A 22543-nucleotide genomic window follows, 5' to 3' on the forward strand; every position below is an offset into this window, starting at 1 on the left:
CATGACAGATCATATCATCACAGAAATCAAAGACCGGGTGCTAAAGGTTACCTTCAACCGCCCGGACAAGAAGAACGCCCTGACGCACGCCATGTACGCCAAGGTGGTTGAGGCCATGCAGGCTGCGGAAGCTGACGACAGTGTGCGTGCCATGCTGTTCACCGGTGCCGGCGAGGCCTTCACGGCAGGCAATGACCTGGTGGATTTCCGCGATAACCCGAAAATGGGGCCAGACGCCCCGGTTGCCCAGTTCCTGCAGTGCCTGTTGACGGCGAAGAAGCCAATTGTCATGGCCGTGAACGGCATTGCGGTAGGTGTGGGCCTGACCATGCTGCTGCACGCTGACATTGTTTATGCCGCGGAAGAGGCCGTGATCACCGCGCCCTTCGTGGACTTGGCGTTGGTGCCGGAAGCCGGATCGTCATTGTTGCTGCCACGCCGGGTAGGACACGCCTGGGCCGCCGAGATTATGATGCTGGGCCGCAAGGTGACTGCGCGCGAAGGGCTTGAGATCGGTATGTATTCCCGCGTCCTCAAGGCGGATGAGCTGCTGCCTGCCGCAGAAAAGGCAGCGGTGGCGCTTGCGAACAAGGCACCGCAATCTGTTCAGCGCACCAAGGCGTTGATGCGCGGTGACATCGCGGAGATTGGCGCGCGGATGGAACAGGAAGGCAAGCTGTTCGGCGAGCAGCTTATGTCAGGCGAGTTTGCCGAATCCGTCATGGCCTTCATGCAAAAGCGCCAGCCAAACTTCGGCTAGCGCTAACGCGTCTGGATAAAGGGGAAGGGGGCGTTGGCCCCCTTTTTCATTCTGTTATGTCTTCCGGGTAATCGAAGATGTCATCGACCCGTTTGCCGAAAATGCGGGCGATCTTGAAGGCCACTTCAAGCGAGGGCGAATAGCGCCCGGCCTCAATCGCAAGGATGGTCTGGCGTGTTACGCCCACCCGCTTCGCCAGGTCCGCCTGTGTCATCTCATTTGCCATGAACCGTTCGGTGCGAATGGTGTTGGTCAGCTTCGTCTTGGCCATCAGGCGATCCTGTAGTGGTAGATTTCAGCGATATGCCGACCAATGTTTGACGTTACCATCATCAGGATCAGGCTGGCCGCCATGGTGGGGATTTCCACAGACGTAACGCCAGCCATCTGCCAGCCTGTCAATGAGAAGATGCTGCTGGTAACCAGGGCTGCGAAAACCCAGAGGCCGAAGCGATCAGCCGTGGCGCGGATTTCCTCGTCGCGTTCGTCCGTGTCCACTTCGTCGCTGGGGCGGCGGCGGATAAACTCGCCGATGGATTCGAACATGATGCCAGCAATGATCACCTTCAGGCACAGGCGCATCAGCCCGTCATGGCTGGTGACAAGCCCGTTCTCAACATGCAACAGGCCCGGGAGTTCCATTGCCATGTGGCTGGCAATCAGCAAGCTGCCGATCCCCAGTATCCATGCGATTTTTTCCTGCTTCGGCATCTTCTGCTCCTTTGTCCTCGCTTTTGCCTCGATGGGCACAGGTCTGGGCCTGCTTGATGTAAGGTATGTATGGTTGGTCATACATAATGTCTAGTATTTTTTACATATTGTTTGAAATTTAATACATGCACCGCGTGCAATTCAGCCATGCGCGATTTTCCATAGATAGAGGTTTCATAAATGGATATTGTGCTTTTTCTTGGCCAAAAGCCTGTTTGAAGGAAGCGCTGTCTATGTCTCAAGCCGTTGAAAAAACCACCTGGCGAACCCCTGAGGTGTGTCTGATTTTGATGGCGGCTGCGGCGCCTTTCGCCTTTTCCATCTGGATGACGCTGCTCAATAACTTCACGGTCGAAGTGGCGGGTTTCACAGGCACGGAAATCGGCATCCTGCAAAGCCTTCGGGAGATTCCGGGCTTCCTGGCTTTCACTGCAGTGTTTGTGTTGCTGGCGCTTCGGGAACAGGTCTTTGCCGTGCTGTCGCTGGCGGTCCTGGGCTTGGGTGTGGCGATTACCGGGCTGTTCCCAACCACCTATGGCCTCTATTTCACCACCATCATCATGTCGGTTGGCTTCCATTATTTTGAGACCATCCAGATGTCGCTGTCGCTGCAGTGGCTGCCCAAGGCAGTTGCCCCAAGGGCCCTGGGGCGGCAGATGTCGGCTAAATCAGTCGGGTCCCTTCTGGCCTATGGTGTGATTTTCGCCACCATCTTTGTGCTCGCGCCCGAGATGATCGATGAAATGAGCCAACCGAAGTTGCAGGGCCACGGTCAGGAACTGATTGACGCATCAACAACGGTGCCTGCCACCACAGAGATTGCTCCCATGATCGATGAGGGGCGCCAGCACTTCTATGTCGTACTTTATATGATTGGCGGCGGCATTACGGCGGCGCTTGCGCTTTTCATCTGGCTTGCGTTTCCGCGCATCGATGGCCACGAGGTTCAGCACAAGCATATGGTGCTCAGGAAACGCTACTGGCTCTATTATGCGCTTACCTTCATGGGCGGGGCACGCCGCCAGATTTTTGTGGTGTTCGCAGGGTTCCTGCTGGTCACCAAGTTCGACTATTCCGTCATTGAGATCACGGGGCTTTACCTGATCAATCATATCGTCACCAGTTGGTTCGCCCCCAAGCTTGGTGGGCTTATCAGTCGCTTTGGCGAGCGCAGGGCCCTGATCTTTGAATATATCGGCCTTATCCTGGTGTTTGGCGGCTATGCAATGGTTGAAACATCAGCCTGGGCGGCGGCCCTGTATGTGCTTGACCACCTGTTCTTCTCGTTCGCGATTGCGCAGAAAAGCTACCTGCAGAAAATTGCGGATGGTCGGGATATTGCGGCCACGTCCAGCGTGAGTTTTTCGATCAATCATATCGCTGCGGTCGTCATCCCGGCTGTCTTTGGTGCCGTGCTGTGGCCAATTTCACCTGCCTTGGTGTTTATCGCTGGCGCCATCATGGCGGCAATTTCCCTTGTCCTGTCGTTCAATGTGCCGTCTGCGCCTGAACCAGGTAACGAGGTTGTGTGGGGCAAAGTACCACCGGCCCTGCCTGCTGAGTGATGACGCGCCCAAAAAGCTGTGCTTAAATGGCTGCATCAGGTTTAGGGGAGCACATTCATGGACAAGCCTTCAGTTGGCGCACTCATCAAGGATTTCCGCAAGCAGGCGGGCATGAGCCAGCTTGACCTGGCGTGCGAGGCGGATATTTCGCAGCGCCACCTCAGCTTTGTTGAAACTGGCCGCACCGGCGCGAGCCGGGAGCTCATTGACCAGCTGGTGGCCACCATGGGCCTTGGTCAGATGGAGCATAACGCGCTGTTGATCGCCGCCGGTTTCGCCCCTGTCAAACATGACGCAGAGACAAACCCCGCCGCCCGGCGCATGATGGAAGCCGCGGAACGGATGCTTGAATGGCAGATGCCGAACCCAAGTGTCATCCTGCGGGAAGACTGGACCATCGTGGCTTCCAACGATGCTGCACGCCGTATGGTCAATCATTTCTCGCCGGGGCCTGATCTGGTGACCCTCAAGGGCCTGTCGGTGGTGGAGATGATCATGGACCCGCGTTTCCTGAATACGTCCATCGCGAATATCCAGGAAATCATGACCTATATGCAGACACAGCTGAAGTTCGATGCCACGGGCGGTATTGCGCCCCACCGGGTGCTGGATCACGTGGATGAAGGCCCGACAGCCCACCTGCCATTGGTGCTGAAGCGCGGCGACGTGGAAGCCCGGTTCGAGACCACACTGGTGACAGTGGGCACGGCGCGCGATGCCCAGATTGGTGAGATCCGGCTGGAGACTTTCTATCCTGCCGATGCTGTCAGCGCCGCGATAATGGAAAGCCTGGTGCGCGAGGCCGTGGCCTGAAAATTCAACTTTTTTCGATTTTATTACCTGCCGCGTAATTGAGACCACGCGGCGCGCACGGCACCCTATGGACATGACCAAAACCTTTGATGGAGGAAATCATGTCCATTCAGCTTGTTCTTGTTGCCCTTGTGTGGGCTGCGATTGGCATCTACGGGATTGTCGCACCCAAGAAGTTATATGCGCTCTTTGGCGTACCGGTTGAAACAGCCGATGGTCGCAATGAAATCCGTGCCGTCTACGGCGGCATGTGCCTGGCGGTTGCAGTGGTGATGTTTGAGGCCCCCTGGCTGGGCGCAGCTGCCCCCGGGGTGCTGTTGACCGTGATGGTAATGCTGGCGGGTATGGCGCTTGGGCGCATTGTCAGCATGGTGATTGAACGCCCCGGTATCATCCCGGTTGTGTTCCTGGGAACAGAAATCCTGGGTGTTGGCTTGCTCTATAGCATCATCGATATGTCAGCCCTGACAGCGGCATGACCATGAAGAAACGTGTCACGACAGCCCTGTATTTTCTGGTTGGCCTCGTCAATCTGGCTCCCATTCCCGGCGCGGCTGGCCAGAAATACCTGGAGACGCTTTACGGCGTCTCCATTTCTTCGCCCGATCTGCTGTTCCTGATGCAGCATCGGGCTTTGTTGTTTGGTGTTGTTGGTGGGTTACTGGTTGTGGCGGCTTTCCTGCCGATCTACAGGAAAGTGGCCATGGCGGCGGGGCTGTTCAGCATGATTAGCTTTATTTTGCTGTATGCCATCGCTGATTTTCAGTCTGACGCAATATTGAAGGCCTGCCTTGTTGACGCGATTGCGGTCGCATTTCTTGGGCTGGCCTGGATGCTTGGTGAACGACGGTCAGGCTTGCGTAAAGCACCGCCTTCTGTCACAAGATAAGCATCACTAACTTTAGAGACTTTTATGTCCCGTTGATTATGGGCGGTGATGTGTCACCGCCACCTGAACCGAAACGCTACGATATTGTGCGAAGTCATTTCGTGCAGGCCTTTCGGGTATCCATCTCATAATTAAACGTTAGGCCGGTGCCCGCAATGTCGGGTCGGCCAGGGATATAAAAGCAATGATCAAAAAATTTCGTACGCAAGATACCGATGCAGTTATCGATGTCTGGTACAAAGCCAATAAGTTGGCTCATCCTTTTCTAACAGAAGAGACGCTCAAAACCGTTCGGGCCATGGTGCGGGATGTTTATCTGCCCAACACAGAAACCTGGGTATATGAACATGAAGGCGCGCTCATCGGGTTTATCTCACTGATTTCAAGCGATCCAGCTGATGTGGAAGTTGGGGCCATTTTTCTGGATCCCGACCATATAGGGTTTGGCTACGGGCGTGCCCTGATGGACCACGCAGCTGGCTTATATGGCTCCCTCAAGCTTGACGTGTTCAAGGAAAATCATATCGGGCGCGGTTTCTATCGTCGGTATGGATTTAAAGAGGTCAGCGAATATCCGTTCGAGATGACTGGCGACATGGTTTTGAAGCTGGTCTATAGGCCAGCATAACCACAGAAGTCCGGCGGCAGGATATCCTGCCGCCGGATATATCGATGAACAGACCGTTTGCGCAAATGATGTTCCCTGTTGTATGACCAAATCAAGCTTGGCCTTCGTCAGAAAGGGCAGGCATGTTTGGGAGCGAGCAGGGGGCCGAATGGCACATTCTATCACACCGGAACGTCAGGGGGCGCGGGATGTCTTCCTGAAAAATCAGGGCTGGCAGGACGCCGAAGTTGAGCCACTAACCCCCGATGCTTCGTTCCGGAGCTATGCGCGCCTGCGCCGCGAAACTGGCGGCTGTATGTTGATGGATGCGCCGCCTGCACATGAAAACCTCAAGGCGTATCTGGATATCACGGCCCACCTGCGCGACCTGGGCCTGCGGGTGGCAGACACGCTGGGGCATGACCTGGACGCAGGCTTCGCCCTGATCGAAGATATGGGCGACGCCACTTTCACCCGACTTTTGAATGCCGGCCATGATGCCGAACCCCTTTACCTGCTGGCGACAAAGGTGCTTAAGGCCCTGCATGACCACCCGCGTGCAGTTGATATTGACCTGCCACCTTATGATATGACGGCGCTCCTGCGGGAAGCAGAATTGTTTGTCGATTGGTTTGTCCCTGCTTTTCGCGGTAGTGCGCCAACGGATGCCGAGAAGCGGGGCTATATGGCCGCCTGGCAGGATGCATTGGCAGGGGTATCTGAAGCCCGAAATGCCTTGGTGCTGCGTGACTATCATGTGGATAACCTGATGATCACAGGCGGCCTTGAAGATATCAGCCACTGCGGGCTGTTGGATTATCAGGATGCGCTTCTGGGTGCGCCGGCCTATGACCTGGTGTCCCTGGTGGAGGACGCTCGACGCGACGTGTCGGATGAGCTGCGGTCTGCGGTGATGGTGCACTATACAAAAGACATGTCTGCGGCGGAGGTTAAGGCGCTTGAACTCGATATGGCACTTCTTGGCGCCCAGCGCCACGCCAAGGTTGCAGGGATTTTTGTCCGCCTCAGCAAACGGGACGGCAAACCCATTTATCTGGGGCATATCCCGCGGGTTCTCAGGCTGCTATCGAAGGCGCTGGAAGAGGCGGAGCTTTCAGGCGTGCGGGAGAGTATTGAGGCGATGGTGCCAGGCTACCAGCAGGCTAGATTTTAAAGTCACGGACGGCTTCCCAGAACAGAGCTTCATACTGGTCCACCATGGCTTTTACCGAAAATTCCTGTTTGGCTTTCTGCTGGTTTGCAGCGCCGATCCGGAGGCCGGTATCGCGACGCTCGAGCATAGCCGATAGCGACTGCGCCAGGCCCCGGCTGTCGCGGCCCTGAATGAAACGCTGGTTTTCTTCGCAAACCATCTGCCTGATATCACCAACATCGGTACTCACGATGGGGAGGCCGCAAGCCATTGCTTCAATCACCGACAGGGGCATTTGCTCCGTGTCAGAGGACAGGGCGAAAATTTCAAATGTCGGGATAATGGCTTCAGGATTTTCCAGCGCCCCGGTGAAGACCACGCGGTTAGCTACGCCCAGCTTTTCCGCGTGCGCCTTCAGGGCTGGGCCTTCGCTACCACTGCCAACAATGACCAGCTTAGCCCCCTGATACAGGCCAGCAATTTTACTGAAGGTATCGATCAGCCTTGTCAGATTTTTCTCGGGCCTCAGTCCGGCGACGGTGCCGATAATGCGGTCATCATGCGTGAGCCCGAACTTTTTCATCAGGACCGGATCGGGCGGGCAGATAAAGCGGTCAATATCAATGCCATTGGGCACATAATGAAGCCTGTCGTGCTTGATGTGCCAGTTCTCAAGGGCAACGGTTTCAAGGGCATGCGAGGGGACGATTACAGCGTCGCAGCCCCGATAGGCGAATGACCGGATCACGCGCCGGCGCGGCAATTCTTTGCTTTGTTCTTCTTTCCCGAAGCCGTCCTGAATGTGGATGCTGGGGCAAATTCTGACAAAGCGATTGGCCAAAGCCCATTCTACCGAGCCCCAGTTATAGGTCACGAGAAGGTCCGGGTCATAGTCTGCCAATAGGCGGCGGCAGGTTCTGACGGAACTGGCCATGTTTGCCTTCTTGACGGCAGGGGGCATCTCCGGGATGGGCCCGATATCCTTTATGAGCGACAGGGCGTCGTAACATCCGTCCATCGCGAACACGGAATGCGTGAAATTTCCTGTCTTCGCGTTGATCTGACTGACAACGCGGCGCTGCGCCCCGCCAACCTCGAAGGACGGGAAAACATGTAGGATTCGAAAAGGGTTAATCAATCCAAGGCTCCTGCGCGCGACCTCTTCAGGGGTACTGCTGCCGAGGGCGTGCGTCAAGGCAATACAACCCTTTTCTAATGGCTCATGAATACGGGCAGTTGGCTTTTCGCGGTTATATGTTTGGTTACACCGCCAAGCACCATTTCGCGCCACCTGGAATGGGAGTAAGCCCCCAACACAATTGTATCAGCACCGATTGTATCTGCAGTTTCCAGAAGGCATTCACCGACCGATGCACTGCCGGCGTCTGCATGTTTGGTTTCTGCTTTGACGGCATGTTCGGCCAGATAGTGGGCAATGGCACCTGCACAAGGGCGGTCTTCGCCGATGTCACCAACCTGAACGATTGTCACTTTCTGGGCATCTCTGAGCATGGGCAGGGCCCCGGCCACCGCGCGAGCCCCTTCGGCACGGCCGTTCCAGGCAATCATCAGGTGTTTGCCGACGGTGCCATCAAAAGACCCCGGCACCATAAGAACAGATCTGCCCGAGCGGAAGATCAGGTCGTGGAAGATGTCTTCGCTGTCGGGACTGTCGCTGTCCGGTTGCAGGCACACTGCGATATCGGCCGTACGGGCGCGGCGCCCCACATGGTCACTAACTTCACCGGTAAGAACTGTCCAGCTGGCCTTGGCGCTGTCGCTGGCGTCGCCTTCTGCCAACCACTTCAGCCCCTGCTTGTCAATTGTTGCGCGGAATTCGCTCTCGGCTTTGTCGGCCTCTTGTTTGCCTTGCTTTTCTGCATTGTCACATAGGGTCTGGATCATATCCGCAGTGAGGCCTTCACCCATGAAGGGGATAGCTGAGCGGGGGTCGGGCCGGATGAAGAGCCCGGTCAGGCTGGACCGAAACTGCAGGGCAAGGTTGCTGGCAACCTTGGTAAGGGGTGCAGCTTGAATGTGAGCAGTAAGGGGGAGCAGGATTGACTTCATCGGGGTTGCCTCCGTTCGCATTTTTCAAACTCTATGCTTGGCCTGAAGTTTCATTTCTGTCTTTGATGCTAGTCAAAGCTGGTTCATCATGCGTTCACCGCTGTGATTTTAAAAGTATACTCTATGAAACGTGTAATTTGTATTCTGCTCTTTTTTGGTGCCGTGTCAGCCGTGCAACTGACGCTTCCCTTCCCCTCTGGAACGGGCGTTTTCAGTGTATCAGCGGCCGACGAACATGATGATGTCCTGCAGGCCATCAAACGCGGCGAACTGATGACCTATGCTAAAATCAAGCGTATTGCCGAGGCCAAACTGCAGGGGGTTGTGGTTGGGCAGAAGCTCAGGCGTACGAATCGAGGCTGGCAATATGATCTTAGAATCCGGCGCAAGGACGGCAAGGTCATGGTGGCAATTGTCGATGCGCGAACCGGTGAAATAGTCGCAACACGATAAGCGGGGAGAAAAAAATGCGAATTCTTGTGGTGGAAGACGATCAGGCGCTTGCGGACCAGATGAAGTCCAGCCTGATCGATACCGGTTATTCGGTTGACCACGCTGCAGACGGTGAAGATGGCCATTTCCTGGGTGATACGGAACCCTACGATGCGGTGATTCTTGACCTGGGCCTGCCGATTATGGACGGCACCAGCATCTTGAAGAAGTGGCGCGCGGCGGGCAAGGCTATGCCAGTCCTGATTTTGACAGCCCGCGATGGCTGGACCGAAAAGGTGGAAGGCCTGGATGCTGGGGCTGATGACTATCTGACCAAACCCTTTATCATGGAAGAATTGCTTGCCCGCCTGCGGGCGCTGATTCGTCGTTCGGCAGGGCAAACCAGCCCGCAGCTGGAATGCGGACCAGTAATTCTGGATACGCGTAACGGTCGGGTATCGGTCTCAGGCAGTGCGGTCAAGCTCACGGCACAGGAATTCAAGCTCCTGAGCTACCTGATGCATCATGAAGGCAAGGTGGTGTCTCGCACCGAACTGACCGAACATATCTACGACCAGGATTTCGACCGGGATTCGAACACCATTGAAGTGTTTGTGAACCGGGTCAGGAAAAAGCTGGACGTCCCCCTTATCCATACCGTGCGCGGTCTTGGCTATCGTCTGGAATGGGTTGAGGAATAGGTGTGAACGAACCGGGCGCAGCTCAGGAAAAGGAAGAACGGGCCGTCCATGGGCGTGTGCGCCATTTCCTGCGTACGCTTACGGGGCGACTTCTCCTGTCGGCCCTCTTGTGGTCTGGTGCGGCGCTCGTGATTGGCGGCATGCTGCTTTCATATGCCTTCAGAAGTTATGTGCTGTCTGACGTTGACGAAAAGCTTGAACTGCTGATCGATACGATGGTGGGTATCAGCGAAATTTCGCCGGAAGGCGTGTTGCGTTTCAATCAACCACTTCTCGACCAACGTTTTGCTGCACCCTATTCAGGCTGGTACTGGCAAATCTCTGAAGCGGGTGAAGCACCTTTCCGCTCCCGCTCGCTGTGGGATTATGAACTGCAGCCCGACCTGGATGTGCGCACCTTTTCCCTGAAGCGTTATGAAGGCGAAGGACCAGACGGCCAGACGCTGAGGATCGCGGAACGCGACATTATTCTGCCCGAAGCAGACCGGATTTTCCGATACCAGGTGGCAACGGATACTGCCGAGGTGCGCGAAGCCATCCAACGCTTCAATTGGTTGCTGATGAGCGCGCTGGGGCTGATCATGCTGACAGTCTCTCTCGCGCTGGTGTTGCAGGTCGCCTATGGCCTCAGGCCGCTTCGTAACCTGAGGCGCAAGCTTGTTGATGTGCGCGGGGGCGCGACCTCTCGGATCGAGGGCGACTGGCCGGAAGACCTCAAGCCTCTGGCGCAGGAAGTCAATGCGCTGATCGACCAGAATGAGAAACTGGTGTCGCGGGCGCGGACACATGTGGGCAACCTTGCTCATGCGCTGAAGACCCCGCTTAGCGTGATCAAAAATGAAGTTGATGACGACCCGTCAGACAAGGCACAGGCTATCGCTGTGCAGGTGCGCAGCATCCGTGAGCATATCGATCACCACCTGAAGCGGGCGCGTATTGCAGGCGGCGGTAGCGGGCAGGGCCTGCCGGTTCAGGAACGGGCCGAAAAAATTGCGCGTGCGATCGAACGATTGAATCAGGATAAAGGCCTGAGGGTGGATGTCGCCATCGAAGCGAACCTCAAGTTTGACGGCGAGAAAGAGGATTTCGACGAGGTTGTCGGCAATATTGTCGATAACGCTGGCAAGTGGGCAACCAGCCACATCACTGTGTCGGCGCACAAATTACCCACAGATCAACGGCGGCCCTATATGCTGTTTCGTGTCGAAGACGATGGCCCCGGCGTTGATGAAGCTGAAATGGAAGCGTTGTTCGAACGCGGCCAGCGGCTGGATGAGCACGTGCCGGGAACGGGTCTTGGTCTTGCCATTGTACGGGATATTGTCGAGCTTTATGGCGGCAGCGCGGCCCTTGAAAAGGCATCGCTTGGCGGTCTGGCGGTTATCCTGAAACTTCCAGCTAAGTAACCTGTGTCTTGTCGCCAGGTCTGAGGGCCAGAAGCGAAAGCCAGCCGGCAATCAGCGCAAGCCCGCCAAGTGGCGTGATCCAATGGAATACGCCAAGGCTGCCGGGGCCCAATAAAATGCGTACATAAAGGCTTCCTGAAAATGCCAGGATGCCGATTTGGAATAGCCATACGGGAATATGAATACGCGGTAGATTTCCCGAAGAAGCGGAAAGTGCCGCGAGCCCAAGAAGGGCGAGGGCATGAAACAGGTGAAACTGTGTCGCCATTGCGAACATGGCTTTTTCGGCCTCAGGTGTTGAGGCGGGCAGCGCATGCGCCCCCACTGCAGCAAGGCCTGTGGCAACGGCGCCATTGAGGCCGGCTGCAACTAAAGTTCTGCGAGTGCTGATCATTCCTGAATCCAGTGATTTTACGCTGTTTTTTGGTAACAGGCTGAATTTAAAGCACTAATTTTCTGCACGAGCAAGGGCGCGCCCAGTGGTGGAGTAAACTTAATTTTAATACTATTTATAATAGAATAATTTAAATACTAATGGTTGTCTTTCTGTCGGCTATTGCGTAAAATATAATATTACGCTGGGCCAATAAATTGGTGAACAGTAGCTTCAGTGGAATCTGAAGTAATAAAGAAGAAACGGCGGCGACCTGGTCAATGGTTGCCCGAAAGTGGCAACAAAGGCCGCATATAATAATTTAAATGGGGAGGTGGAAAGAGTGTGGAAAGCCGCATGACTTGGTGTGGCGTCCGTTGATGTCGAGGAGAAATACGTGCTGCAGGAAATTGTGAATGTAGCGAATGTTGGTTTCGTGGTCATTGGTCCGAAGCTTGAAATTCGGCTGTGGAACAGATGGATGGTACAAGCCACGGGCATTGACAGTGAAACTGCCTGCTACCAGCAAGCCGATAAATTATTGCCCTCCATTTTCACGCCTACGTTGATTGAAAAAGTGCGCAATGCCATCAATATGGGTATCGCCACCAGCATTCCCCAAGCAGACGGCGATTTGACGCTTTCTTCTCAACCAGTCGACATCACAATTCAACCCCTTGAAGCACGGCATTATGTTCACTCTCTCAGGCCTGTCCGCGAGGAAGTTGTGGACCAGCTTTGCCTGTTGCAGATCAAGACAAATCTGCCTGCGCTGCGTGCTGGCTTTGCCGCGCAAGGCGGCACTGCGACCAGTGAAGAAGAAGAGCTGGTGAAAAGGGCCGAAGCTGAAAGGTTGAACTTTCTTGCCATGGTTGGACACCAGATACGCACGCCAGTGAATGGCGTGCTCGGGGTTGCCGAGCTTTTGCGCGACACCAAGCTGACAACCGAACAACGGAAATATATCGATCTTCTGGTTCGTGCAGGTCAGTCGCTACAGACGTTCGTAAACGAGTTAACCGACTTGTCCTACCTGGAGGCCGGTCGCGTGCAGCTAGAGGAAGAGGTCACGGACCTGCCGCTGCTGCTGCAGGATGTCATGGGCATGTTCGAGACCACAGGGTCGCAGAAAGGGCTTCCGGCCATACTCGAGGTTGCTTCAGATGTGCCCAAGCATGTCATGGTGGACCACCAAAAGCTGCAGCAGGTTTTGGCTGTGCTTCTCAATAACGCCTTCAAGTTTACCCATAAGGGGGGCGTCAGCCTGAAAGTGGCGTTCCGGCAAGGCGAGCAACAGCCAGAATTGTTGCTGCAAGTATCAGACACCGGTGTGGGCATTCCGGATAACCGGATCGGTACTTTGTTTGAGCCCAGCAAGCCTACTGTCGATAATGGTCGTTTCTATAATCGTACAGGCCTTGGGTTGTTCCTGTGTCGGGAACTTCTTGAATTGCTGGGTGGTAGTGTGAAGGTCGAAAGTGCCTTGGAAAAAGGCACAACATTCTCGCTGATTGTTCCGGTCCACGAGGCTTTGGATGCGGTTGTGGTTAAAGGCCAAGGTGCCAAGGTTGGCGTCAGGCATGGATATCGGAAGTGGCGCATTCTGCTGGCTGAAGACAATCCGGTTAATCAGGAGTTGTTCCGGACCCAGCTAGAACGCGAAGGACACCAGGTGACCGTCGTTTCCAACGGGCAGGAGGCGGTAAATGCTGTGCAGGTCAAAGCGCCATTCGATATTATCCTGATGGATATTGCCATGCCGGTGATGGATGGGCTGGAGGCAACATCCCTGATAAGGTCGCTGCTTGGCCCTGTCGGAAAGACACCAATTCTGGCGCTTACAGCACACGCGCTGAAAGGGGACCGTGAGGTGTTCCTGAATGCTGGAATGGACGGCTATCAAAGCAAGCCGGTTGAACCAGGTAAGCTTGAGGAAGCGATCGCCCGTGCAATCGCTTCGCGCAAAGCCAGCCGATCATGGGCAGAATTTAGGGCACCAAAACAATTGGCACGCCCAGCGAATGGGCCAATGAGTTGGCTACGCTTCCCAGGATTAAATCGGCCACGCGGGACCGACCGCGCCGACCAATAAATACCTGGCCGGCCTTTTCTTCCTTGGCCTGTTTGCGGATGACTTCCACAGGGTGGCCCCAGTGGAGTTCACTGCTGATTTCCACGCCAGAATCCTTGTGCCTGGCCAGGACGGGGTCGAGAATTTCCTCACGCGCCCGCTGCTCTTCATGTTCTTTCTCAATCGGACGATTGACGATCTCCTCCACTGTCAGCGGCTGATAGCCTGACCAGGGGACCACGGTAACCAACTGGACCTTGGCGCCGGTCAGCTTGGCCGTCTGTATTGCGTGGTCGGCCGCTCTGTTGCCCCACTCGCTGCCGTCAACCGCTACCAGGTAAAGCTTGTGTTTCTTCATTTTCGTTCCCTTTTCGAAATGATTTTTCCGAACTCGAAACAACTATAGGCCCTATTTTGACAGGAGCCTTGACGGATATCAAATGAAGTCGGTGATTTAAGCCGGTTCCATGGCGTGATTGCTCTTGATCATGTCCGCGCATTTTTCTGCGATCATGATGGTAGGTGCATTGGTGTTCCCGCCTATCAGGCGCGGCATCACGGATGCGTCCACAACACGCAGGCCTTCAAGGCCTATCACCTTCAACTCCGGGTCAACCACGCTCATGACGTTGTCGGCGGGGCCCATGGCGCAGGTGCCAACAGGGTGATAGATTGTCTCTGCCTTGCCGCGAATGACGTCATCCGTAGCTGCATCGTCATCCAGGTCAATCCCGTCCCACGGGCTTTTCTCGCGGTCGATCATGTCGGCGAGAGCAGGCTGGCGCATCAGGCGGCGCACGACCTTGATACCTTCCCGCATCACCCGCAGGTCCTCGGCTTCAGCCAGATAGTTGGGATCAATTTTTGCAGGCTCGAGCGGGTTGCTGGATGCAAGCGATATGGTGCCGCGGCTGTGGGGGCGCAACTGGCAAATATGGATGCCGAAGCCGTGCTCGTGTGGGTCTGCAAAGCCATGCGGTTCGTCTGCCATGGCCAGCATGATGTGGAACTGGATGTCCGGCCGCTCAAGCGCTGGATCTGTCTTGAGGAAAGCACCAACAGGCGTGACGCAGTCAGATAGCACGCCCGGTTTGCCCATGAACCATTTCAGCATCTCTGCAATGCCCCGGTGAGGCGCTTTGTAGCGAAGGTAAGAGATCGGGTCCTTGAGGTGGGCATATACAGTGAGGTCCAGATGGTCCTGCATATTCTTGCCGACGCCCTTCAGTTCATGCATGACGGGCAAACCGACCGCCTGGATGTCTTCAGGGTCGCCGATGCCGGAAAGCTGCAGCAGTTGCGGGCTGTTGATGGCGCCGCCACAAAGAATGACTTCGCGTCCGGCGAGCCATTGTTCCACTTTGCCCTTGCGGCTGACTTCAATGCCCACAGCCTTCTTGCCCTTCAGCATCACGTGGCGCACCTGGGCTTCGGTCAGGATCGTCAGGTTAGGGCGGTCTTTCGCGGTGCTCAGATAAGCTTTGGCAGCACTCTGGCGACGGCCGTCGCGGATTGTCTGGTCGTACCAGCCCACACCTTCCTGGCTTGGGCCATTGAAATCATCGGTAAAGGGCAGGCCCATTTCACTGGCTGCATTCAGGAAACCGACGTTGAGCGGACTATCCGATGTATGCTGGGTGGTGAGAAGTGGCCCCTCTGAAGAATGCAGGTCGTCATCTCCGCGGTCGCTGCCTTCAGCTTTCTTGAAGTAGGGCAATACATCATCCCACGCCCAGCCCTTGCAGCCGATCTGCGCCCATTCGTCATAGTCGCGGGCGTGTCCGCGTACATACAAAAGGCCATTGATGGATGACGAGCCACCAAGCACTTTGCCGCGAGGCCAAAAGAGGCGCCGGCCATTCAGGTGCGGTTGCGCTTCTGTCCAGTAATTCCAATTGTGCTTATTCGGCGCCACGACCTTGGCAATCATGCCTGGCATGTGAATGGCCATCGAACTGTCTTTTTTGCCGGCTTCAATCAACAACACTTTCACTGCGCTGTTTTCACTCAGGCGTGCAGCCATTACGCACCCGGCGGAACCCGCCCCAACAACAATATAATCAAATGTCTTTTGGCTCATTGTATCGCTTTCAGTGTAATTGGCAGGCCGTCTACCGGCTTGATCAGTGGCATGATCTGGAACCGGGTTTTGTAGCCTTCCGGCAGGATAAGCTCGTAGTTCGGCAGCAGATGCGTCATGATTACTTTTGCCTGCATATAGGCAAAATGCAATCCCAGGCACATATGCGCGCCGCCGCCGAATGGCACCCAGGCATAGCGGTGCCGCTCCTTGACGCCGCCTTCAGCTGAAAACCGCATGGGGTCGAACTTTCCGGGCTCTGGCCAGGTTTCCGGGTCGCGGTGCGTGGTCACGGTGCTGAGGCCTACAATAGTGCCCTTGGGAATAACGTGGCCGTTAAATTCAACCTCGCGCACTGTCTCGCGTGGCATGGCGGGAACGGGTGGGTTCAGGCGCAAGGCTTCCTTGAAGGCATATTCTGTCAGCGTCAGGTCATTCATTTTCTCATAGGGCAGGCGGCCATCGTTCAGCCCCAGGGCAGTGATCTCCGCTCGCAGCTTGTCCTGCCACTCCGTGTGGCGCCCCAGCTCATAAACCAGTGTGGTCACAGAACTGGTAATGGTGTCGTGGGCGGCCATCCACAGGAAGATCATATGATCGATGATTTCCTGATCGGTGAAGGTATTGCCGTCATCATCGCGGGCCTTGCAGAGCTGGGTGAAGATGTCGGTCTGATCACTCCCCCGGCGTTCCGGGATGAGGGACCCTAGGAAGTCGATCATGAACCGGCGCCCCTGGATGCCGCGCGCCATTTTAGTGCCGGGGATGGGTACTCGGACAACACCCATGCTGGCCGCGACCATGTCCGTCAGCGCCTTGTTGACGCGGGTGCTGTCGTCGCCCGGCTCCAGGCCCAGGAAGACGGTGGTTGCCATATCGAGCGACAGTTTCTTGATGGCAGGGTAAAACTCGAAATGGCCTTCCTCGCCCCAGGCCTTGATCCGTTCGGGCATGGCGTCATTCAGACGTTCCAGATAGCCCTTCATGGGTTCAGTTTTAAACGCTGCTGCCATGATGTGGCGGTGGGCACGATGTTCGGCGAAATCGAGCAGCATCAGGCCACGCGGGAACAGCTTGCCAATATACGGCCACCAGCCTTTTTCGCTGGAGAAATTCTTGCCTTTGTCCATCAGGACAAATTCGTTTGCCTCAGGACCAATCAAGGTCACGCTGTCGCGAAAAAAACTGTTGGTCCGGTAAACTGGCCCGTATTCCCTGCGCATGCGGGCGCCGAAGGCAACCGGATCACGAATAATATCGAATGTGTGGCCAATTATCGGTAGGCCGCGTTCGCCTGGAATATCTTCCAGACGCGCCGCTGGCCGCTCTGTCGCAGCTGCAGTCATATGCCTTTGTCCCTCCCCAGGGTGTTGTGTGCCAGTTTAAACCATATAAACGGAACTCAACAGTCTAGAAAATGACTATAGGGCACTATATGCGACTGTCAATTCTTGCCGTGAGAGGGGCTGGGGCGACCTACCTTCACGCCTGGTTTTTGCTGCCGTTCTTCTTCGAATTCCATTGCGGTTATAACATTTGTTGCATCCCAGGGGGCATATCCACAGCGATTGTCAGAAGCACCGTCGGGCAGGGCGCCAAAGAAGAAGTCAACCTGCATATCGGGTCTTTCGATGGGCTCGCCCGCGATTTTGAATTCGTGGTATTTCCAGCGCTCAAGGGCTCTTTGGGCATTATCATCAAACACCCCTTCGGGTGTGGACTTGACCACCTGGATGTTTTCCACTTTGCCATCCTTGCTGATGTCGTAGCGCAAGGTAACCGAACCAGAAATTTCCTTGCGCGCCTCTTTCTGCTGCATCACCAGCATGGTGCATTGTTTCAGTTGGACATACGGATCGACCGGATCGCCGGCGGTGGACGGCAGTTCAGGCAGCGGTATATGGGTGCAGGTTGCGTCCCCGCCTTCGCCAAACGTGAAGGTGATGGGTACATCCTTACGGGGTGCTGCATAGCCATCCTCAAAATACAGGAAGTAGGACCAACGCTTCAGTGCCCGCTTCACCGCGCCGTCCATCGCGCCTTTTGGCTCGCTGTCCGTGATCCTGATGTTTTTCACTTTGCCGTCGTCTGTGATGTCAAACAGGGCAGAGGTATGGCCCGTCAGACGTTTCTTGATCACCAGCCTTGGCATCATCGGGTTAACGCAAGCAGAATTTTGCCACATCGGGTCCAAAGGCCTTTGTGGTTCGTCGGCCATTGCGGAGGCCGACACAGACATGGCTACAATAGAAATAAGTGCGCGTGAAAATACTGACTTCAACATCCCCGAATACCCCATATTTATACTGATACAATATAACATATACATTGATGCCATGCTGTCAACATTGTGTTTTTCAGGGCCAGAATGCAAGCAGCCCACCAAAAAGGTGGGCTGCTGGCGCGTCTGGTTAAGTGGCTTATTTCGCTTCTGCTGTCGTCTGCTCGGGCCAAGGTACGTGGGTGCAGGTCGCTTCCTTATCGGCGGGGCTGCCGCCAAATGTGAAGGTCAGCTCTACATCCTTACGGCCGGCTTCAACGCCGTCCTTGAAATAGGCGAAGTAGCGCCATCCCCTTACCGCGTTGGTAACAGACCGGTCCATCACGCCAGGCGGGTCGCTTTCGACCACCCGGATATTCGTGACCCGGCCATTTGGTTGAATGTCGTATTTGACTTTGACGAAGCCTTCCAGCTGCTTTTGCTTCACTGCGAAGGCAAGGCGCGCGCCCTTGCATCTGGAAGTCAGCCATTGTCCGTCATGTTCATCCCCGTCTGCGAATGCAGCGGGTGTTGGTGCGCCCATAATTACCGCCAGTATTAGCCCCAAGGCAGCTTTTTGTGTGGTTCGCATGGTTTTCCCCTTCATCTCCCAAGTAGATTCCGAATTCATGCTCCACTATCGTGACAAGTCTCTTTCCCCAAAAAGACTGAAGCGCCGCTTTGATGCGGCGTCTGCTGTGTTTATTGCTCCTGCTATCTGTCACGCCCCCTGTGCGTGACCATATGTGCCCCAAGCAGGCACTTTGGTTTATAGATGCCAGCATAGGACGTATTGACGGATGGTGCAAGGCAGGGGGACTGGGCTCTTATGGAGCACCGTATCCGCCACCACCTGGTGTTTCAACTGTGACGCAGTCGCCGGGGCCAACTTCCGCCGCATCTGACGCCGCCAACGACTGTTCGCTGCCATCCTTACGGGTGACAAATGTTGCCCCGGGCTTGCCTGGTGCGCCGCCGTTCAGTCCGGGCGGTCCGTCTGACCGGTGGCCGGACAGGATCGACACTTCCATGTCTTCAAGAAACCGGATGGTCCGGACGGCACCATTGCCGCCCGTGTGAGCGCCAGCGCCGCCACTGCCGCCCCGGATGCCAAAGGTTTCGACCCGCACGGGATAGCGCCACTCCATCACTTCCGGGTCGGTCAGGCGGCTGTTGGTCATGTGTGACTGGATCGCATCCGTGCCGTCAAAGGTGGGTCCGGCGCCCGTACCACCTGCGATGGTTTCATAATATTGATGCCGGCTGTTGCCAAAGGTCAGGTTGTTCATGGTGCCCTGGGCCGCCGCCATGGTGCCTGCCGCTAAAAACAGGGCATTGGTAACCACCTGGCTGGTTTCCACATTGCCGGCCACCACAGCCGCGGGCGGCGTGGGGTTCAGCATAGAACCTTCAGGGACAATCATGTTGATTGGCTTCAGGCAACCGGCATTCAGCGGAATGTCTTCGCCTGTCAGCGTGCGGAACACATAGAGGACCGCCGCTTTGGTTACAGCCAGGGGCGCATTGAAATTGTTGTCCTGAACAGGGCTTGTGCCCGTGAAATCAACCGTTACCGTGCGGGCATTGCGGTTAGTGGACAGGCGCACACACACCTGTGCCCCGCAATCCATCGGGTAGGTGAAGCTGCCGTCTTTCAGCCGGTCAATCACCCGGCGAACGGCTTCCTCGGCGTTATCCTGGACGTGGCCCATATAGGCGTCCACCACATCTCGTCCGAAATCGATGGCCAGTTTGCGCACCAGGGCCACTCCGCGTTCGTTCGCGGCCACCTGCGCCTTCAGGTCGGCGACATTCTGATCCAGATTGCGCGACGGGTATGGGCCTTCACTGAGCCTGTCTCTCAGATCCGTCGTGTTGAAGCTGCCTTCTGATACCAGCTTGAAATTGCTGAAACGGATGCCTTCCTGGTCAATCGTTTTCGAATTTGGCGGCATGGACCCCGGCGAAATGCCACCGATATCTGCGTGGTGGCCGCGCGACGCAACATAGAAATGTGGCTCTGCGTCACCTTCAAAGAATACCGGGGTGATAACCGTGATGTCCGGCAAATGCGTACCGCCGGCGAAGGGGTCATTCAGCATGAACACATCGCCCGGCTTTATGGTGCCCTTGCGCGCCTCAATGATGCTGGTGACGCTTTCGCCCATGCTGCCCAGATGCACCGGCATGTGGGGGGCGTTGGCGATCAGGTTGCCTGCCTTGTCAAAGACAGCGCAGGAGAAATCCAGCCGTTCCTTCACATTCACCGAATGGGCTGTTTTCGCCAGCACCCCGCCCATTTCTTCGGCCACCGACATAAAGAGATTATTGAAAATCTCCAACATGATCGGGTCGGGCTTCGATGTATCGATGTCGCGCCTTGAGCGCTCTGCCGCACGGTGCAGCAGCAGGGTGTCATCAGCCTTGAGGCTTGCGGCCCAGCCAGGCTCAAGAACCGTGGTGCCGCCGTTTTCCAGAATGACGGCCGGCCCCATGATTTCATGGTCAGGCTTCAGGCGCTCGCGGTGATAGACGGCGGCGTCACGCATCTCGCCTTCACTGAAGAAGCGGTAGCTGCCTTTCGGCTTGGTGTTGTCACTGTTTGCTGTGAGGTTCAAGGCGGTTGCCGCCCCGCCGCCCACGGCCTCCGCTTCAACAGCTTCTACAAAGATGGCTTGGTCGGGTTCCGTGAAGCCGAACTGGGTTTTGTGCGCCACTTCAAAGGCGGCTTTGGTTTCGGCGAGGCCTGACAGCGGAACCGACAAAGCGGTGTCGGTGCCCTGGTATTTCAAACGGACGCGGACTGCTACCTGCTGGTCGTTTTCCTTGATGCCCTGTTCTTCCAGGCGTGTTTGCGCCGAGGCGCGAACCTGGTCTGCCGCTGCGTTTATGGTGTCCAGATCCTCAAGCGGGCTTTCAAGTGCCTGGTCGGTGATCACCCTTTGGTCAGCTAGTCCCATCCCAAGGGCCGAAAGAACGCCTGAGAAGGGTGGCACGATCACATGGTCGATCCCCAGCGCATCTGCCACAAGGCAGGCGTGCTGACCACCAGCACCGCCAAATGTTAGCAGGCTGTATTTCTTGATGTCGTGGCCGCGTTCTACTGAGACGCGTTTGATGGCGCGTGCCATATGTTCCACGCCGACGGCCAGAAAACCTTCTGCGATCTCTTGCACGCTGAAGCTATCGCCTGTTTCGGCCTTGATCTGCTTTTTGATGGACTTGAAACCTGCCTCAGTCGCGGCTTTATCCAGGGGTGATTTGCCGTCTTCGCCGAACACGGTTGGGAACAGGTCTGGCGACAGCTTGCCCAGCATGACGTTACAGTCGGTCATGGTGATAGGGCCGCCTCGGCCATAGGCGGCCGGGCCGGGGAAAGCGCCCGCCGAGGCCGGGCCCACAAGGAAGCGTCCGTCTTCAAACCTGCAGATAGAGCCGCCACCGGCTGCGACGGTGTGGATATCCATCATCGGTACGGTCATACGTACGCCAGCCACCACCGTATCGAACACGCGTTCATAGGCGCCGTCATAGTGGCTGACGTCCGTGGAGGTGCCGCCCATGTCGAACCCGATCAGTTTGGAGAAACCTGCTCGTTCGGCTGTTTTGGCCGCGCCCACAATGCCGCCTGCGGGGCCTGAAAGCACTGCATCCTTGCCCTCAAAGGCGTGTGCTGCTGCGAGGCCGCCGTTCGACTGCATGAAATAAAGCGGGCAACCGGTTGTGGCTTGATCAACCTGATTCACATAGCGCTTCAGAATGGGGGACAGGTAGGCATCCGCCACCGTGGTGTCGCCGCGCGATACCAGTTTCATCAGTGGGCTGACCTTGTGGCTCAGCGATATCTGGGTGAAGCCGATGTCTTCCGCGATCTTGCTGGCTGCAATTTCATGGTCCGGGAAGCGGTAGGCGTGAATGAAGGCGATGGCCACACTGCGCAGCCCCTTATCATATGCCTGCTGGAGCGCTGCTTTGCAGGATGTCTCGTCAAACGGTGTAATGACGCTTCCGTCGACGGCCATGCGCTCATCGGCCTCCACCACATCTGTGTAAAGCGGGGCCGGGCGCTCGGGCTTTAGGGCGAAGAGGTCCGCCCGGTGTTGTTGGCCGATCAGAAGCGCATCCCTGAACCCCTTTGTGATCAGAAGCAGGGTGGGCTCGCCGTCACGCTCAAGGAGTGCGTTGGTCGCAACCGTAGTGCCCATCTTGATGGCACGAACGTCAGAGGCGGGGAAGGGTGCATCTGTGTCCACGCCCATGATATCGCGCATGGCGTGGACAGCGGCATCGTCATACTGACCGGGGTTTTCGGACAAATATTTATGGCTTGAAAGGCTACCATCAGGGTGGCTTGCTACCACGTCTGTGAAGGTTCCGCCCCGGTCAATCCAGAATTCAAATTTGTTCATACATCAGTCCCTCGCTTTGCCTATGCATACTGGTCTTGAAAGACCAGTTCAATGCGAGAGCGATGTTGGCAGCTATATAAATAAAAATGGCACCACTCTGGGAGAGAGTGGTGCCGGGGCGGCCCCTCGAGCTGAAATGGTGCCAGGGAAGGTCGGGGCCTGGGTGTCGGGAACCCAGAAGGCTGCAACCGTCAGGACTGCATCTCCACTCCTTCACCTAATAAGGGTAAAATTAAAACCAGT

The 22543-nt window shown here is 56.1% G+C and carries 22 protein-coding genes; 11 read left to right on the plus strand and 11 right to left on the minus strand.

Translation table 11 applies throughout. The features are described from left to right. Window position 1: 1 nt before the first annotated feature. Complete coding sequence (locus KORLAC_RS06780; protein ID WP_068304746.1) at window positions 2-760, plus strand: enoyl-CoA hydratase; 759 nt, start codon at window positions 2-4, stop codon at window positions 758-760. Between the two features lie 46 nt (window positions 761-806). On the opposite strand, the gene KORLAC_RS06785 is transcribed toward KORLAC_RS06780, so the two are convergent. Next, complete coding sequence (locus tag KORLAC_RS06785; protein WP_206594875.1) at window positions 807-1031, minus strand: helix-turn-helix transcriptional regulator; 225 nt, start codon at window positions 1029-1031, stop codon at window positions 807-809. Next, window positions 1031-1471, minus strand: coding sequence for a hypothetical protein (locus tag KORLAC_RS06790; protein ID WP_068304750.1), 441 nt, complete (start codon window positions 1469-1471; stop codon window positions 1031-1033). Before KORLAC_RS06790 ends, KORLAC_RS06785 begins: the two co-directional genes overlap by 1 nt. Window positions 1472-1704: 233 nt before the next feature. Here KORLAC_RS06790 and KORLAC_RS06795 point away from each other — a divergent pair, with 233 nt between their 5' ends. The 6 genes from KORLAC_RS06795 to KORLAC_RS06820 all read left to right on the plus strand — a co-directional run bounded on the left by KORLAC_RS06795 (window position 1705) and on the right by KORLAC_RS06820 (window position 6519). After that, window positions 1705-3036, plus strand: coding sequence for an MFS transporter (locus KORLAC_RS06795; RefSeq protein ID WP_068304752.1), 1332 nt, complete (start codon window positions 1705-1707; stop codon window positions 3034-3036). A 57-nt stretch (window positions 3037-3093) separates the two neighbouring features. Beyond that, window positions 3094-3849: an MmyB family transcriptional regulator gene (locus tag KORLAC_RS06800; protein WP_068304755.1), complete on the plus strand. Its 756-nt coding sequence runs from the start codon at window positions 3094-3096 to the stop codon at window positions 3847-3849. Between the two features lie 101 nt (window positions 3850-3950). Next, the gene (locus KORLAC_RS06805) at window positions 3951-4328 is read left to right on the plus strand and encodes a DUF4345 family protein (RefSeq protein WP_068304757.1); all 378 of its coding nucleotides are present in this window, start codon (window positions 3951-3953) and stop codon (window positions 4326-4328) included. A 2-nt stretch (window positions 4329-4330) separates the two neighbouring features. Further along, the gene (locus KORLAC_RS06810; protein WP_068304759.1) at window positions 4331-4738 is read left to right on the plus strand and encodes a hypothetical protein; all 408 of its coding nucleotides are present in this window, start codon (window positions 4331-4333) and stop codon (window positions 4736-4738) included. 184 nt (window positions 4739-4922) lie between these two features. Beyond that, window positions 4923-5366, plus strand: coding sequence for a GNAT family N-acetyltransferase (locus KORLAC_RS06815; protein ID WP_068304761.1), 444 nt, complete (start codon window positions 4923-4925; stop codon window positions 5364-5366). A 148-nt stretch (window positions 5367-5514) separates the two neighbouring features. Further along, a complete protein-coding gene (locus KORLAC_RS06820) occupies window positions 5515-6519 on the plus strand; it encodes an aminoglycoside phosphotransferase family protein (RefSeq protein ID WP_068304763.1) in 1005 nt (334 codons plus the stop codon). Here KORLAC_RS06820 and KORLAC_RS06825 read toward each other — a convergent pair. Then, window positions 6509-7636, minus strand: coding sequence for a glycosyltransferase family 4 protein (locus KORLAC_RS06825; protein ID WP_068304765.1), 1128 nt, complete (start codon window positions 7634-7636; stop codon window positions 6509-6511). The two genes, KORLAC_RS06820 and KORLAC_RS06825, sit on opposite strands and share 11 nt — an antisense overlap. A 74-nt stretch (window positions 7637-7710) precedes the next feature. Continuing rightward, window positions 7711-8568: a universal stress protein gene (locus KORLAC_RS06830; RefSeq protein ID WP_068304767.1), complete on the minus strand. Its 858-nt coding sequence runs from the start codon at window positions 8566-8568 to the stop codon at window positions 7711-7713. A 123-nt stretch (window positions 8569-8691) separates the two neighbouring features. Here KORLAC_RS06830 and KORLAC_RS06835 point away from each other — a divergent pair, with 123 nt between their 5' ends. The 3 genes from KORLAC_RS06835 to KORLAC_RS06845 are packed head-to-tail and all read left to right on the plus strand — an operon-like array spanning window position 8692 to window position 11107. Next, complete coding sequence (locus tag KORLAC_RS06835) at window positions 8692-9021, plus strand: PepSY domain-containing protein (protein ID WP_068304769.1); 330 nt, start codon at window positions 8692-8694, stop codon at window positions 9019-9021. 14 nt (window positions 9022-9035) lie between these two features. Then, the gene (locus KORLAC_RS06840) at window positions 9036-9701 is read left to right on the plus strand and encodes a response regulator transcription factor (protein ID WP_068304771.1); all 666 of its coding nucleotides are present in this window, start codon (window positions 9036-9038) and stop codon (window positions 9699-9701) included. Window positions 9702-9703: 2 nt separating this feature from the next. Then, the gene (locus KORLAC_RS06845) at window positions 9704-11107 is read left to right on the plus strand and encodes a sensor histidine kinase (protein ID WP_068304773.1); all 1404 of its coding nucleotides are present in this window, start codon (window positions 9704-9706) and stop codon (window positions 11105-11107) included. Here the strand turns inward: KORLAC_RS06845 and KORLAC_RS06850 are convergent. Further along, on the minus strand, window positions 11100-11501 hold the full coding sequence (locus KORLAC_RS06850) for a DUF423 domain-containing protein (RefSeq protein WP_068304774.1): 402 nt from the start codon (window positions 11499-11501) through the stop codon (window positions 11100-11102). The two genes, KORLAC_RS06845 and KORLAC_RS06850, sit on opposite strands and share 8 nt — an antisense overlap. A 376-nt stretch (window positions 11502-11877) precedes the next feature. On the opposite strand from KORLAC_RS06850, the gene KORLAC_RS06855 reads away from it, so the two are divergent. After that, on the plus strand, window positions 11878-13572 hold the full coding sequence (locus tag KORLAC_RS06855) for a response regulator (protein ID WP_139167663.1): 1695 nt from the start codon (window positions 11878-11880) through the stop codon (window positions 13570-13572). Here the strand turns inward: KORLAC_RS06855 and KORLAC_RS18650 are convergent. From KORLAC_RS18650 to KORLAC_RS06880, 6 genes are all read right to left on the minus strand, one after another. Then, complete coding sequence (locus KORLAC_RS18650) at window positions 13469-13909, minus strand: universal stress protein (protein WP_074519497.1); 441 nt, start codon at window positions 13907-13909, stop codon at window positions 13469-13471. The genes KORLAC_RS06855 and KORLAC_RS18650 overlap by 104 nt on opposite strands. Window positions 13910-14005: 96 nt before the next feature. Next, window positions 14006-15631 (minus strand): GMC family oxidoreductase, encoded by a 1626-nt coding sequence (locus tag KORLAC_RS06860; RefSeq protein ID WP_068304778.1) that lies wholly within the window; start codon window positions 15629-15631, stop codon window positions 14006-14008. Next, entirely contained in the window at window positions 15628-16977 is a 1350-nt protein-coding gene (locus tag KORLAC_RS06865; protein ID WP_068304780.1) for a cytochrome P450, read from the minus strand. The genes KORLAC_RS06860 and KORLAC_RS06865 overlap by 4 nt, the downstream gene beginning before the upstream one ends. Window positions 16978-17075: 98 nt before the next feature. Beyond that, entirely contained in the window at window positions 17076-17969 is an 894-nt protein-coding gene (locus KORLAC_RS06870) for an energy transducer TonB (RefSeq protein WP_160328608.1), read from the minus strand. A gap of 82 nt (window positions 17970-18051) precedes the next feature. Next, on the minus strand, window positions 18052-18483 hold the full coding sequence (locus KORLAC_RS06875; RefSeq protein ID WP_160328609.1) for an energy transducer TonB: 432 nt from the start codon (window positions 18481-18483) through the stop codon (window positions 18052-18054). Window positions 18484-18718: 235 nt separating this feature from the next. Next, window positions 18719-22300: a hydantoinase B/oxoprolinase family protein gene (locus KORLAC_RS06880; RefSeq protein ID WP_068304786.1), complete on the minus strand. Its 3582-nt coding sequence runs from the start codon at window positions 22298-22300 to the stop codon at window positions 18719-18721. Window positions 22301-22543 lie beyond the last annotated feature (243 nt).

This window comes from Kordiimonas lacus (genome assembly GCF_001550055.1).
Classification (GTDB): Bacteria; Pseudomonadota; Alphaproteobacteria; order Sphingomonadales; family Kordiimonadaceae; genus Kordiimonas; species Kordiimonas lacus.